The organism is Prevotella micans F0438, from assembly GCF_000243035.1.
Lineage (GTDB): Bacteria > Bacteroidota > Bacteroidia > Bacteroidales > Bacteroidaceae > Prevotella > Prevotella micans.
The window spans coordinates 168,428-180,344 of record NZ_JH594523.1 but is presented as its reverse complement, the minus strand read 5'-3'; the positions used below and the strand labels follow the sequence as shown (position 1 = coordinate 180,344).

At 39.6% G+C, this 11,917-nt stretch carries 17 protein-coding genes; all 17 read left to right on the top strand.

From position 1 onward, the window contains the following. Positions 1 to 265: 265 nt before the first annotated feature. The 17 genes from HMPREF9140_RS08615 to rpsQ all read left to right on the top strand — a co-directional run bounded on the left by HMPREF9140_RS08615 (position 266) and on the right by rpsQ (position 11,916). On the top strand, positions 266 to 2,131 hold the full coding sequence (locus HMPREF9140_RS08615) for a leucine-rich repeat domain-containing protein (RefSeq protein WP_006953335.1): 1,866 nt from the start codon (positions 266 to 268) through the stop codon (positions 2,129 to 2,131). Between the two features lie 21 nt (positions 2,132 to 2,152). Beyond that, a complete protein-coding gene (locus tag HMPREF9140_RS08610) occupies positions 2,153 to 2,350 on the top strand; it encodes a hypothetical protein (RefSeq protein WP_006953333.1) in 198 nt (65 codons plus the stop codon). Between the two features lie 183 nt (positions 2,351 to 2,533). Next, positions 2,534 to 2,959 carry an HU family DNA-binding protein gene (locus HMPREF9140_RS08605; protein ID WP_006953331.1) on the top strand — a complete coding sequence of 142 codons (426 nt, stop codon included), beginning with the start codon at positions 2,534 to 2,536 and terminating at the stop codon, positions 2,957 to 2,959. Between the two features lie 352 nt (positions 2,960 to 3,311). Beyond that, a complete protein-coding gene (gene rpsL, locus HMPREF9140_RS08600) occupies positions 3,312 to 3,692 on the top strand; it encodes a 30S ribosomal protein S12 (RefSeq protein WP_006953329.1) in 381 nt (126 codons plus the stop codon). Positions 3,693 to 3,926: 234 nt separating this feature from the next. After that, positions 3,927 to 4,403 (top strand): 30S ribosomal protein S7, encoded by a 477-nt coding sequence (rpsG, locus tag HMPREF9140_RS08595; RefSeq protein WP_006953328.1) that lies wholly within the window; start codon positions 3,927 to 3,929, stop codon positions 4,401 to 4,403. Between the two features lie 37 nt (positions 4,404 to 4,440). Then, positions 4,441 to 6,558 (top strand): elongation factor G, encoded by a 2,118-nt coding sequence (fusA, locus tag HMPREF9140_RS08590; RefSeq protein WP_006953327.1) that lies wholly within the window; start codon positions 4,441 to 4,443, stop codon positions 6,556 to 6,558. 80 nt (positions 6,559 to 6,638) lie between these two features. Continuing rightward, a complete protein-coding gene (gene rpsJ / locus HMPREF9140_RS08585) occupies positions 6,639 to 6,944 on the top strand; it encodes a 30S ribosomal protein S10 (protein WP_006953326.1) in 306 nt (101 codons plus the stop codon). 40 nt (positions 6,945 to 6,984) lie between these two features. Continuing rightward, complete coding sequence (rplC, locus tag HMPREF9140_RS08580) at positions 6,985 to 7,599, top strand: 50S ribosomal protein L3 (protein WP_006953325.1); 615 nt, start codon at positions 6,985 to 6,987, stop codon at positions 7,597 to 7,599. After that, complete coding sequence (gene rplD, locus HMPREF9140_RS08575) at positions 7,600 to 8,229, top strand: 50S ribosomal protein L4 (protein WP_006953324.1); 630 nt, start codon at positions 7,600 to 7,602, stop codon at positions 8,227 to 8,229. A gap of 14 nt (positions 8,230 to 8,243) precedes the next feature. Further along, positions 8,244 to 8,690, top strand: coding sequence for a 50S ribosomal protein L23 (gene rplW, locus HMPREF9140_RS08570; protein ID WP_006953323.1), 447 nt, complete (start codon positions 8,244 to 8,246; stop codon positions 8,688 to 8,690). Between the two features lie 7 nt (positions 8,691 to 8,697). After that, positions 8,698 to 9,525 (top strand): 50S ribosomal protein L2, encoded by an 828-nt coding sequence (rplB, locus tag HMPREF9140_RS08565; RefSeq protein WP_006953322.1) that lies wholly within the window; start codon positions 8,698 to 8,700, stop codon positions 9,523 to 9,525. A 23-nt stretch (positions 9,526 to 9,548) separates the two neighbouring features. Further along, positions 9,549 to 9,818 (top strand): 30S ribosomal protein S19, encoded by a 270-nt coding sequence (gene rpsS, locus HMPREF9140_RS08560; protein WP_006953321.1) that lies wholly within the window; start codon positions 9,549 to 9,551, stop codon positions 9,816 to 9,818. Between the two features lie 44 nt (positions 9,819 to 9,862). Then, positions 9,863 to 10,267, top strand: coding sequence for a 50S ribosomal protein L22 (gene rplV, locus HMPREF9140_RS08555; RefSeq protein WP_006953320.1), 405 nt, complete (start codon positions 9,863 to 9,865; stop codon positions 10,265 to 10,267). A gap of 14 nt (positions 10,268 to 10,281) precedes the next feature. Beyond that, positions 10,282 to 11,010 (top strand): 30S ribosomal protein S3, encoded by a 729-nt coding sequence (gene rpsC, locus HMPREF9140_RS08550; RefSeq protein ID WP_006953319.1) that lies wholly within the window; start codon positions 10,282 to 10,284, stop codon positions 11,008 to 11,010. Positions 11,011 to 11,025: 15 nt separating this feature from the next. After that, on the top strand, positions 11,026 to 11,454 hold the full coding sequence (rplP, locus tag HMPREF9140_RS08545) for a 50S ribosomal protein L16 (RefSeq protein ID WP_006953318.1): 429 nt from the start codon (positions 11,026 to 11,028) through the stop codon (positions 11,452 to 11,454). Positions 11,455 to 11,459: 5 nt separating this feature from the next. Beyond that, positions 11,460 to 11,654 (top strand): 50S ribosomal protein L29, encoded by a 195-nt coding sequence (gene rpmC, locus HMPREF9140_RS08540; RefSeq protein ID WP_006953317.1) that lies wholly within the window; start codon positions 11,460 to 11,462, stop codon positions 11,652 to 11,654. A gap of 4 nt (positions 11,655 to 11,658) precedes the next feature. Further along, entirely contained in the window at positions 11,659 to 11,916 is a 258-nt protein-coding gene (rpsQ, locus tag HMPREF9140_RS08535) for a 30S ribosomal protein S17 (RefSeq protein ID WP_006953316.1), read from the top strand. The last annotated feature ends 1 nt before the right edge of the window (position 11,917 follow it).

Genomic DNA, 11,917 nt, shown 5'->3' with positions numbered 1-11,917 from the left:
TACTACACACACACACACACACACACACACACACACACACACACACACACACACACACACACACACACACATTGGCACCTAGCCTCTAATAATACATTTTTTACTTTATCTTACGCGCGCGCGAAGTGTGCTGTAAACCCAATAAACGCGGGGATTCCTAAAGGATTCTTCGTGCCACTTTTTATGTCCTTTCCGCTGGGCTATTTAACCCGGCGTAAGGATGAATTTTATATTCGTTTCTAATCACAAATAACAAGTAATTCAAATGAAAAAAATCTATCTCATCATCTTCTTCCTGACTCTTGCAATAGGTATCCAAGCACAGTCGGGAACTTACACAGCTAACGGACTTGAATGGACATATCAAATTAATGGATTAGAGGCTACTATTACAGGTACAACTCAACAAAGCCCATTCACTGGCCCAATTAATATTCCTAATGCGATAGTTATTGGAAGTATAAGCTATCCTGTGACTACAATTGGAGACGGAGCTTTTATGTCAAAGTCAAATTTAATAGGTCAGCTTTTTATTCCCAACAGTGTTAAAACAATAGGGCGAACCGCCTTTTCTCAATGCACTGGCTTAACTGGATCATTAGTTATACCCAATAGTGTTACTACTATAGCAGATATGGCTTTTTGGGGGGCTAATTTTACAGGCTCATTAATTATACCTAGTAGTATTACAGAAATCGGGAAGCAAGTATTTACTTATTGCAATTTTACGGGAACTTTGACTATTCCTAGTAATGTAACAACAATTGGTGAGGATGCTTTTTTAGGATGTAGGTCATTAACGAGTTTGAATTTATCTAATGGTATTACGACAATTGAAAGAGGTGCTTTTGAATACTGTGAAGGATTAACAGGTGCTTTAGTAATACCAAATAGTGTAACAACTATTGGAGAAAATGCTTTTTACATGTGTAGTTCTCTTACAGGGCCTGTGACTTTACCAAACAATCTAACGACACTTAAAAATGGAATCTTTTGTTATTGCTATGCTCTTAGAGGACCTATGGTGCTCCCTAACAGCCTTACAACGATTGAAGGGCAAGTCTTTCAGGATTGTTATAATCTTAGAGGAACCCTAATTATTCCAAGTAGTGTTAGAACTGTAAAAAACTTTGCATTCATAAATACAGGGCTTGATATAATAAAGTTCGAGGACAATCCAAATATAAATTTTGAAGTAGGAAATATTTTTGGAATGTCTAGAAATCTCAAATATATAGACATGGCCGGCCTACCACCATTAATCACAACTTTGACACGAGAATATAGTGGATATAATATTTTTGGAGGAATCGAACCTTTTACTATGGTGTATCTTTCAGGAGGCTCTAGCATAGCCGAATCTGGACAAGAAAACTTTGTTATAGGCAATACTTGTGATAATTTCGTTGTTTATGATAACTACTCTAGTACTTGGTGCGATTATCCTATTCAACACCCATTCTTGGCAACTAAAGCTACTTATTCAGGGCGTTCTTTTTATGGTAATTCATGGGGGAGCCCACGTTATTATACTCTTTGTCTGCCTTATCCGGCAACTCTTCCCAATGGGATGCGTGCTTATGAATTAACAGCAAAAACTGGTGGTGGTTCATACTTTCGTTTTGTATCTATTGGCGATGGAGGTACAGAATTGGAGGCTAATAAACCATATCTTGTCCGTACAACTGATGGCGGAACGCATACGTTCGGTACTGAAATGAACGTTCAAGTGCCGGTTACTCCACCTACAATCGAGGTTCCGGCAACGGCTGATGGTACGATATTCTTTGGTGGGACGACTGTAAATATCGATAATGCCACGGCGGCTGCAGGTGGATATTATAATCTAGAGAGTAATACGTGGAAACCGATTAAGACGGATAATCCGAACGGAACTGTGCATTCGTTTAGGGCTTATATTCGCTCTACCAGTCCGACGCCCGCTAAGGGATTCGCTATCGTGCTCGACGACGAAAACGAAACAACCGGAATTGATAATGCAGAAGAGGACATCGAAAAGGGCGACGGCAAGATTTATTCGCTCGACGGCAAGCTGCTCGGTACGGATGTCGACGCTCTTAAGAGTGGAGAAATATATATCAAGAACGGCAAGAAGTTCTATAAGTTCTGATTCACACTAAAGCAACAATCAATGATGGAAAAGAAAACATACATCTCGCCGCGTATTGAAATAACTCTCCTTGAAACGGAGTCGTTGCTCGAAACCATATCTCTGCCCATAGGTGGCGGCTCGGCCGGTGGCGGCGGAGATGCCAAGCAAGATATTTTCGAAGATGAAGAGGAAACGGAGGAAATAGGTTATAAAAGAACATCGGTTTGGGATGAATAAAATCATCGCTCCAAGATGATGATACATCAGTACCGAACTGATCCTACATCAGTAGCATACCGATCCTACATCAGTCCCGGACTGATCCTATATCACCTCCGGGGTGATTCTGTACGACAATAGACTATAGGAATCATTACCTATATAGAACGAATAGTTATTAATTTTTTAAATGTATCGATTATGGCATTCTTTAAGAAAGTTCTGAAGAAAATCAACGGCAAGTGGTATCCACAAGCCGTTATTGTTGGAAGGCCGGCTACGACAGACGAAGTAGCCGACGAGTTGGCTGAAATCTCGACCGTAAGCCGGGGAGATACCTACGCCGTGTTGAAAAACCTGGGTAAGGTGTTGAGTAGTTTCATGAAAGAGGGACGCACCGTTAAGCTCGAGGGCATTGGCACATTCTACTACACCATAGCCGCAAAAGGCAAGGGAATGGACAAGGCCGAAGATGTGACAGCAGCACATATCGAAAATGTTCGTGTGCGCTTCATTCCCGAAACCGGTCGCACTGCCAGCGGAAAGGTGTCTACCCGCTCAATGGTGAGCGAACAAATCTGGTGGGAAGAGTGGAAAGGCGACGATAAGAAAAAGAAGAAGCCCTAGACATCCTGTACCTCCTTACGATTAAGGTCTTTGGAAGGTAAACTAATCAACTAAAGGCGCAAGCATGCAATGCAAAGTAAGGCTTGCGCCTTTTCTTGTCTAACATCCGGAAAAAACACCTTTCCGTCCCCTCCTCAATCCTGGAAAGTTACACCTGGAAGAGTATTTATAAGTTATCTATTGTTAAAAGATGTGTAGATAGAACCTTCATAAATAAGCCATGTTGTTGGTTACAGAATAATGTTTGTATTTTTGCGGCCCGAATATGGTTTGAATTGGGCTAGTTTTCAAAGCGATGCATTCAATCCATCTCTGACAAGACAAATACGAATAAAAAATAAAATAAAGAATCATGCCTACTATTTCACAATTAGTAAGAAAAGGTAGAAAGGTGATTGTTGGAAAGAGCAAGTCGCCGGCTTTGGATAATTGTCCTCAGCGTCGTGGCGTTTGTGTCCGTGTTTACACAACAACTCCTAAGAAGCCTAATTCGGCAATGCGAAAAGTTGCCCGTGTTCGTTTGACAAATCAAAAAGAGGTTAACTCTTATATTCCAGGAGAAGGCCACAATTTGCAAGAACACAGTATAGTTTTAGTTCGTGGTGGTCGTGTTAAGGACCTCCCGGGTGTTCGCTATCACATTGTTCGCGGCACTCTCGATACGGCAGGAGTTGCTAACCGTACTCAACGCCGCTCAAAATACGGAGCTAAACGTCCTAAGGCTAAAAAATAAGCATAATTGAAGTTCGCCCCTTTTAGACCTTATAACACTGAGGAAACAAAAACCAGAACTTCAAAACTCCAAGTTCAATAGTCGGGGATGGCTGATGAATATAGGAGTATAACAAAGAAATAAATAAGTTTTGCTGGAGTATTGTTAACCATAGGTTGAGTAAACGACAAGAGTGAGCGTTGAAGAACGAAGTTAAACGACAGCCTCCGCAGAATAAAAGCTTTAATATTAAAAATGAGAAAAGCAAAACCAAAGAAACGTGTGATCCTCCCGGATCCCAAGTTTAACGACCAAAGAGTGTCGAAGTTTGTAAATCATCTAATGTATGATGGGAAGAAGAATATATCTTATGAGATATTCTATTCCGCACTCGATATCGTGAGTGAGAAAGCAAAAGACCAGGAAAAATCTCCTCTGGAGATTTGGAAAGAGGCTCTTGATAATATAACTCCTCAGGTTGAAGTGAAAAGTCGTCGTATTGGCGGAGCAACATTCCAGGTTCCGACAGAGATTCGCCCAGAACGTAAAGAGAGCGTGTCGATGAAGAATATGATAGCATTCGCACGTAAACGTGGAGGAAAGAGCATGGCCGAGAAGCTGGCTTCTGAAATTATGGATGCTTTCAATAGTCAAGGCGGCGCTTTCAAGCGTAAAGAAGATATGCACCGTATGGCTGAGGCTAACCGTGCGTTTGCTCATTTTAGATTTTAAACAGGGCTTTTAATATCATAGACAAGGAAAAAAGAAAATGGCAAATCGCGATTTACATTTGACCCGCAATATCGGTATTATGGCCCATATTGATGCCGGTAAGACAACGACATCTGAACGCATTTTGTTCTATACTGGTAAGACGCACAAGATTGGTGAAGTACACGATGGTGCTGCGACAATGGACTGGATGGCCCAGGAGCAAGAACGCGGTATAACAATCACATCGGCTGCAACTACCTGTAATTGGAACTACGATGGGAAGTCTTTCAAGATTAACCTCATAGATACTCCGGGACACGTAGACTTTACTGCGGAGGTTGAACGCTCTTTGCGTGTGCTTGATGGAGCTATTGCAACCTATTCTGCGGCTGATGGAGTTCAACCTCAGTCGGAGACAGTGTGGCGCCAAGCAGATAAATATAATGTTCCAAGAATAGGTTATGTGAATAAGATGGACCGTTCCGGTGCAGACTTTTATGAGACTGTTCGTCAGATGAAAGATGTATTAGGAGCTAATCCTGTTGCTATCCAGATTCCTATCGGAGCAGAAGAAAACTTCAAAGGGGTTGTTGACCTCATAAAGATGAAAGCAATTCTTTGGCATGATGAAACTATGGGGGCGGAGTATGATGTTGAAGATATTCCTGCCGAATTGGTTGATGAGGCTAATGAATGGCGTGATAAACTACTGGAGTCGGCTGCTAACTTTGATGATGAAGTTATGGAGCTCTATCTTGATGGAAAGGATATTCCCCAGGAAAAGATTATTGCGGCTGTCCGTAAGGGGTGTATTGCAATGGAATGCTGTCCGATGCTTTTAGGTTCCTCCTATAAGAATAAAGGTGTTCAGCCACTGCTTGATTACACCTGTGCTTTCTTGCCCTCACCACTCGATACACAAGCTATTGTTGGAACGAATCCTGATACTGACGAAGAGGAAGATCGTAAACCGTCTGAAAATGAACCTACCTCGGCTCTGGCGTTTAAGATTGCTACTGACCCATTTATGGGACGTTTGGTATTCTTTAGAGTCTATTCAGGTAAGGTCGTAGCAGGCTCTTATGTTTATAATCCTCGTTCGGGTAAAAAAGAACGTATAAGTCGTTTATTCCAAATGAACTCGAACAAAGAGATTCCAATGGAATCTATTGATGCAGGAGATATTGGCGCTGGTGTAGGTTTTAAGGATATCCGTACGGGCGATACTCTTTGTGATGAGAATAAGCCAATAGTATTGGAGTCTATGACTTTCCCTGATACGGTGATTTCTATTGCTGTTGAACCGAAGAGTCAAGCTGATATAACGAAACTGGATAACGGTCTTGCAAAACTTGCTGAGGAAGACCCCACTTTTACAGTACGTACTGATGAACAGAGTGGGCAAACAATCATCTCGGGAATGGGTGAGTTACATCTGGATATTATCATCGACCGTTTGAAACGAGAGTTTAAGGTTGAATGTAATCAAGGTAAACCACAGGTTAACTATAAGGAAGCCATTACGAAGTCGGCACAGAGTCGTGAAACTTATAAGAAACAGTCTGGTGGTCGTGGTAAGTTTGCTTGTATAGACGTTACTATAGAACCTAAAGACGAGGACTACACGGAAGGTGACCTTCAATTTGTCAACGTGGTTAAGGGTGGTAATATTCCTAAGGAATTTATACCTGCTGTTGAAAAAGGATTCAAGGATTGTTTGTCTAATGGTGTTCTTGGAGGTTTTCCGCTGACAGGTATGAAGGTAACGTTGACTGATGGCTCTTTCCATCCGGTAGACTCAGATCAGTTGTCTTTCGAGCTTGTAGCTCATCAAGCATTCAAGAAGCTTTGCCCAATGGCTACTCCAGTTCTCATGGAACCCATAATGAAAGTGGAAGTCGTTACTCCTGAAGAAAATATGGGTGATGTAATAGGTGACCTTAATAAGCGTCGCGGACTTGTACAAGGAATGGATGAAGCTCGTAGTGGTGCCCGTATCGTTAAGGCAATGGTCCCGCTGTCGGAGATGTTTGGATATGTAACGACTCTGAGAACGATAACCTCTGGCCGTGCAACGTCTTCTATGGAGTATGATCATCATTCTCCGGTGTCCAACGCACTCGCTAAGACTATTCTTGATGAATTAAATGGACATTCGGAATTATTAAAATAATTAATAAGAGGATGCATTCCTTATAGCGTATGACTCTTATGAGGATGCATCTTCATTTGTAATAATAAAAACAAAAGACTATGAGTCAGAAAATTCGTATTAAGCTAAAATCTTACGATTATCAATTAGTTGATAAATCGGCAGAGAAGATAGTTAAAGCTGTTAAGACTACGGGGGCAATTGTTAGTGGGCCTATCCCATTGCCAACCCATAAACGAATCTACACAGTGAACCGTTCTACGTTTGTAAATAAGAAAGCCCGTGAACAATTCCAGCTTTCTAGTTTCAAGCGGCTAATAGACATCTATAGTTCAACTCCAAAGACTGTAGATGCTCTGATGAGACTAGAACTACCTTCAGGCGTAGAAGTTGAGATTAAAGTTTAATAATAAGTATAAACTTCATTCATTTTAAATATTAATTGAAATGCCAGGATTATTAGGAAAGAAAATAGGAATGACATCTATTTTCAGTGCCGACGGTAAGAATCTACCGTGCACTGTTATCGAAGCTGGTCCTTGTGTTGTAACTCAGGTGAAGACAGAGGAAAAAGATGGTTATAAGGCTGTTCAGTTAGGTTTTGGCGAAGTGAAGGAAAAGAACACTTCTAAACCTTTACAAGGACACTTTAAGAAAGCCGGTACAACACCAAAGAGACACTTGGCTGAGTTCAGTTTTAATGAGGATTATAACCTAGGTGATACAATAACCGTAGAACTCTTTAATGATACCAAGTTTGTTGATGTAGTTGGTACTTCAAAAGGTAAAGGATTTCAAGGTGTAGTAAAACGTCATGGTTTCGGAGGTGTTGGACAGTCAACGCATGGACAGGATGACCGTGCACGTAAGCCAGGTTCTATTGGTGCATGCTCTTACCCTGCTAAGGTTTTCAAAGGCATGCGAATGGGCGGCCAAATGGGCGGAGATAGAGTAACTACTCAAAATCTCCAAGTATTAAAGATAATTCCGGAGCACAATCTACTTCTTGTAAAAGGTAGTGTTGCCGGATGTGTTGGTTCAACTCTTATAATTAATAAATAAATGGATATTAATATATTAGATATTAAAGGTCGAGAAACTGGTCGTAAGGTGACTCTTAATGAAAATATCTTTGGGATTGAACCAAATGATCATGTTATCTACCTTGATGTAAAGCGATACTTAGCCGCCCAGCGCCAGGGAACAAGTAAAACTAAGGAAAGAAGTGAACACTCTGGCTCTACTCGTAAATTAGGTCGTCAGAAAGGCGGTGGAGGAGCTAGACGTGGTGATATAAATTCACCAGTTCTTGTTGGTGGAGGTCGAGTTTTTGGTCCTAAACCACGTGATTATAGCTTTAAGCTAAATAAGAAAGTAAGGTCTCTAGCACGTAAGTCTGCACTCTCTTATAAGGCACAGGAGCAAGCTATCATTGTTGTTGAAGATTTTGATTTTGAGGCTCCTAGAACAAAGGAGTTTATAAATGTTGTCAAAGACTTGAAGATCGATGGTGAAAAGGTTCTTTTAATATTGCCTGAAGTTAGAAAAAATGTATATTTGTCAGCTCGTAATCTGAGAAAGGCTGATGTTACAACTGCTAGTCAGACTAATTCATATAAAGTGTTGAATGCTGATGTACTCGTTGTAACGGAGAAATCTTTGATGAGAATTGAAGAAATCTTAGATAAATAGAGGAAGCTATAATTATGGGATTTATAATAAAATCATTGGTCACTGAAAAGATGACCAAAATAACGGAAAAGTCTTCTGAAGATAAGAAGATAATTACGTGTAGCAAGAAGATAGGGGAGGCTAATAATGCAATCTCTGAAACTCGTAGCTATGTTGTTAGGAAGAAAAACTTTAAGGAAGGTAGTATACGGAAAGAAAAGAAGATCTATACCTATACGAAATTAGCTAGACCGAAATATGGCTTTATAGTTAAGCCAGAGGCTAATAAATTTGATATAAAGAGAGAAATAGAAAGCCTATATGAGGTTACCGTAATCGATGTAAATACTATTAATTATTCTGGTAAGCGTCAGTCACGTTATACGAGAGCTGGTCTTATAAAGGGTAAAAAGAATGCTTTTAAAAAAGTTATAGTGACATTGAAGAATGGTGATATTATAGATTTTTATAGCAATATTTAAGTGAGATATGGCAGTACGTAAATTAAAACCAGTTACACCTGGACAGAGACATAAAATCATAGGTATGTTCGAGGATATTACTGCAAAAGTACCTGAGAAGTCTCTTGTTTATGGTAAAAAATCTACTGGTGGTCGAAATAATACAGGTAAGATGACAGTCCGCTATATGGGAGGTGGACATAAGAAAAAGTTTCGTATTATTGACTTCAAACGAGAAAAAGATGGTATTCCTGCAGTGGTAAAGACTATAGAGTATGATCCGAATCGTTCTGCAAGAATCGCTTTATTATTCTATGCAGATGGCGAGAAACGCTATATAATTGCTCCTAATGGCTTAGAGGTTGGTACTACGTTACTTTCTGGAACTGAAGCTGTACCAGAGATTGGTAATTCTATTCCTTTATCGAATATTCCTGTTGGTACGGTAATTCATAATATAGAATTGCGTCCTGGTCAAGGAGCTTTGCTCGTACGTTCAGCAGGTAATTTTGCACAGCTGACATCTCGCGAAGGTAATTATTGTGTTATTAAGCTTCCTTCCGGTGAGACTCGTAAAATACTTTCTGCTTGTAAGGCTACTATAGGTAGTGTCGGAAACTCTGATCATGCCTTAGAGCAATCTGGAAAAGCTGGTCGTTCACGTTGGCTTGGCCGTCGTCCACATAATCGTGGTGTAGTTATGAACCCTGTTGATCATCCTATGGGTGGTGGTGAAGGCCGTCAGTCCGGAGGACATCCTCGTTCCCGCAAGGGATTGTATGCTAAGGGGCTTAAGACACGTGCTCCTAAGAAGCATTCTAATAAATATATTATAGAGAGAGCTAATAAGAAATAAAAACATTAAGAGTTAGTTGTATTATGAGTCGTTCATTAAAAAAAGGTCCTTATATAAATGTCTCTCTTGAAAAAAAGATTCTCATCATGAATGAGAAGGGAAAGAAAACAGTAGTAAAGACATGGGCTAGAGCTTCGATGATTTCTCCTGATTTTGTAGGACATACAGTTGCTGTTCATAATGGGAATAAATTTATACCGGTTTATATTACTGAGAATATGGTAGGTCATAAACTTGGTGAATTCAGTCCAACACGTCGCTTTGGAGGGCATTCTGGTAACAATAAAAAATAAGTTAGACCTTTGATAAAATTCGTTGAAAATATAATTAAATAGTAATGGGAGCAAGAAAACATATAAAGGCAGAAGCTCATAAAGAGGCTCTAAGAAGTCTGTATTTTGCTAAACTTAGAGATTGCCCTTCGTCTCCACGTAAGATGAGATATGTAGTAGATATGGTACGTGGGATGGAGGTAAATCGTGCCTTAAGTATATTGAAGTTTTCTAAAAAAGCTGCTGCTCAGGATGTTGAGAAACTCCTGCGCTCTGCTATTGTAAATTGGGAAACAAAGAATGAACGTAAGGCAGATGATAATGAACTTTATATCTCTAAGATATTTGTTGATGAGGGTGTTACCATGAAACGCATGCGTCCTGCTCCTCAGGGACGTGGATATCGGATTCGTAAACGTTCTAATCACGTCACTCTTTTTGTAGAATCAAAAGATAATACAAGTAAATAATAATAGGTAATAGAATGGGACAGAAAGTTAATCCTATAAGTAACCGTTTAGGTATTGTACGTGGTTGGGAATCCAATTGGTTCGGTGGTAAAAACTTCGGTGAGAATATAGTTGAGGATAGACAGATACGTAAATATCTGAATAAACGTCTTGAAAAAGCTAGTGTCTCACGAATTATAATCGAACGTACGTTGAAGGTAATAACTATAACAATTTGTACAGCACGTCCAGGTATTGTTATAGGTAAAGGTGGACAAGATGTTGATAAATTGAAGGAAGAGTTGAAAAATCTCTTTGGTAAGGAAATTCAAATCAATATTTTTGAGATTAAACGTCCGGAATTAGATGCTACAATTGTAGGTAGTAATATAGTTCGACAGATAGAAGGGAAGATAGCCTACCGCCGTGCAATAAAAATGGCAATTTCTAGTACTATGCGTACTGGTGCAGAAGGTATTAAGATTCAAATCTCAGGTCGACTCAATGGTGCAGAGATAGCACGTAAAGAGATGTTCAAAGAGGGACGTACTCCATTACATACATTCCGTGCTGATATAGATTATTGTCAAACAGAAGCTCTTACAAAGGTTGGCTTGTTGGGTATTAAGGTCTGGATTTGTAGAGGAGAACTTTATAAAAAGATTGATTTGACATCAGGCTTTACTCAGGATAAGATAAATGCGCGTTTTAATAATGGAAATGTTAGAACTGGGAGAGTTTATAGAAGAAATAATAATCGTTAGAAATAAAAGATTATCATGTTACAGCCAAAAAGGGTAAGATATAGAAGACCTCAGGATGGGCGTGGAAGAAAGGGTAATGCACATAGAGGTACACAGTTAGCTTTTGGATCGTTTGGAATAAAGACTCTTGAATCTAAATGGATTGATAGTCGTCAGATAGAAGCTGCTCGTGTGGCGGTAAATCGTTATATGAACCGTCAGGGGCAAGTATGGATTAGAATTTTTCCAGACAAACCAATTACACGTAAACCTGCTGATGTGAGAATGGGTAAGGGTAAAGGCGATCCAGCAGGTTGGGTAGCCCCAGTGACACCTGGTAGGGTTTTATTCGAAGTTGAAGGTGTAAGTTTTGATATAGCTAAAGAGGCATTAAGGCTTGCGGCGCAGAAACTTCCAATTAAAACAAAATTCATAGTAAGACGAGATTATGATAAAAATGCTTGAATGTGATGAAAAATAAGGAAGTTAAAATACTTGATACTAAAGAGCTGGTTGAGAGGATTGCAGAAGAAAAGAGAGCTTTAATAAAAATGAGTTTAGAACATAATATTACTCCTCTTGAAAACTCTGCTCGAATAACTACCACTCGTCGTGATATTGCACGTATGAAAACGGAGATGCGTAAAAGAGAACTTGAAAAATGATCAGATGGAAACAAGGAATTTAAGAAAACTAAGACAGGGTGTAGTAGTAAGTAATAAGATGGATAAGACTATTGTTATTGCTGCTAAGTTTAAAGAACAGCATCCTATATATGGTAAATTTGTTCAAAAGACAAAGAAATATCATGTTCATGATGAAAGTAGTCTGGCGAATATTGGTGATACAGTCTTAATAATGGAGACACGTCCCTTAAGTAAAACTAAGAGATGGAGATTGATACAAATTATAGAAAAGGCTAAATAGT

Bases quoted from the DNA above. Each gene is read 5' to 3' on its own strand.
- rpsL (WP_006953329.1), top strand. From the start codon at position 3,312: ATGCCTACTATTTCACAATTAGTAAGAAAAGGTAGAAAGGTGATTGTT.
- rplB (WP_006953322.1), top strand. From the start codon at position 8,698: ATGGCAGTACGTAAATTAAAACCAGTTACACCTGGACAGAGACATAAA.
- rpsQ (WP_006953316.1), top strand. From the start codon at position 11,659: ATGGAAACAAGGAATTTAAGAAAACTAAGACAGGGTGTAGTAGTAAGT.
- rplC (WP_006953325.1), top strand. From the start codon at position 6,985: ATGCCAGGATTATTAGGAAAGAAAATAGGAATGACATCTATTTTCAGT.
- rplP (WP_006953318.1), top strand. From the start codon at position 11,026: ATGTTACAGCCAAAAAGGGTAAGATATAGAAGACCTCAGGATGGGCGT.
- HMPREF9140_RS08610 (WP_006953333.1), top strand. From the start codon at position 2,153: ATGATGGAAAAGAAAACATACATCTCGCCGCGTATTGAAATAACTCTC.
- rpsS (WP_006953321.1), top strand. From the start codon at position 9,549: ATGAGTCGTTCATTAAAAAAAGGTCCTTATATAAATGTCTCTCTTGAA.
- rplW (WP_006953323.1), top strand. From the start codon at position 8,244: ATGGGATTTATAATAAAATCATTGGTCACTGAAAAGATGACCAAAATA.
- rplV (WP_006953320.1), top strand. From the start codon at position 9,863: ATGGGAGCAAGAAAACATATAAAGGCAGAAGCTCATAAAGAGGCTCTA.
- HMPREF9140_RS08615 (WP_006953335.1), top strand. From the start codon at position 266: ATGAAAAAAATCTATCTCATCATCTTCTTCCTGACTCTTGCAATAGGT.
- rplD (WP_006953324.1), top strand. From the start codon at position 7,600: ATGGATATTAATATATTAGATATTAAAGGTCGAGAAACTGGTCGTAAG.
- rpsC (WP_006953319.1), top strand. From the start codon at position 10,282: ATGGGACAGAAAGTTAATCCTATAAGTAACCGTTTAGGTATTGTACGT.
- rpsJ (WP_006953326.1), top strand. From the start codon at position 6,639: ATGAGTCAGAAAATTCGTATTAAGCTAAAATCTTACGATTATCAATTA.
- HMPREF9140_RS08605 (WP_006953331.1), top strand. From the start codon at position 2,534: ATGGCATTCTTTAAGAAAGTTCTGAAGAAAATCAACGGCAAGTGGTAT.
- fusA (WP_006953327.1), top strand. From the start codon at position 4,441: ATGGCAAATCGCGATTTACATTTGACCCGCAATATCGGTATTATGGCC.
- rpsG (WP_006953328.1), top strand. From the start codon at position 3,927: ATGAGAAAAGCAAAACCAAAGAAACGTGTGATCCTCCCGGATCCCAAG.
- rpmC (WP_006953317.1), top strand. From the start codon at position 11,460: ATGAAAAATAAGGAAGTTAAAATACTTGATACTAAAGAGCTGGTTGAG.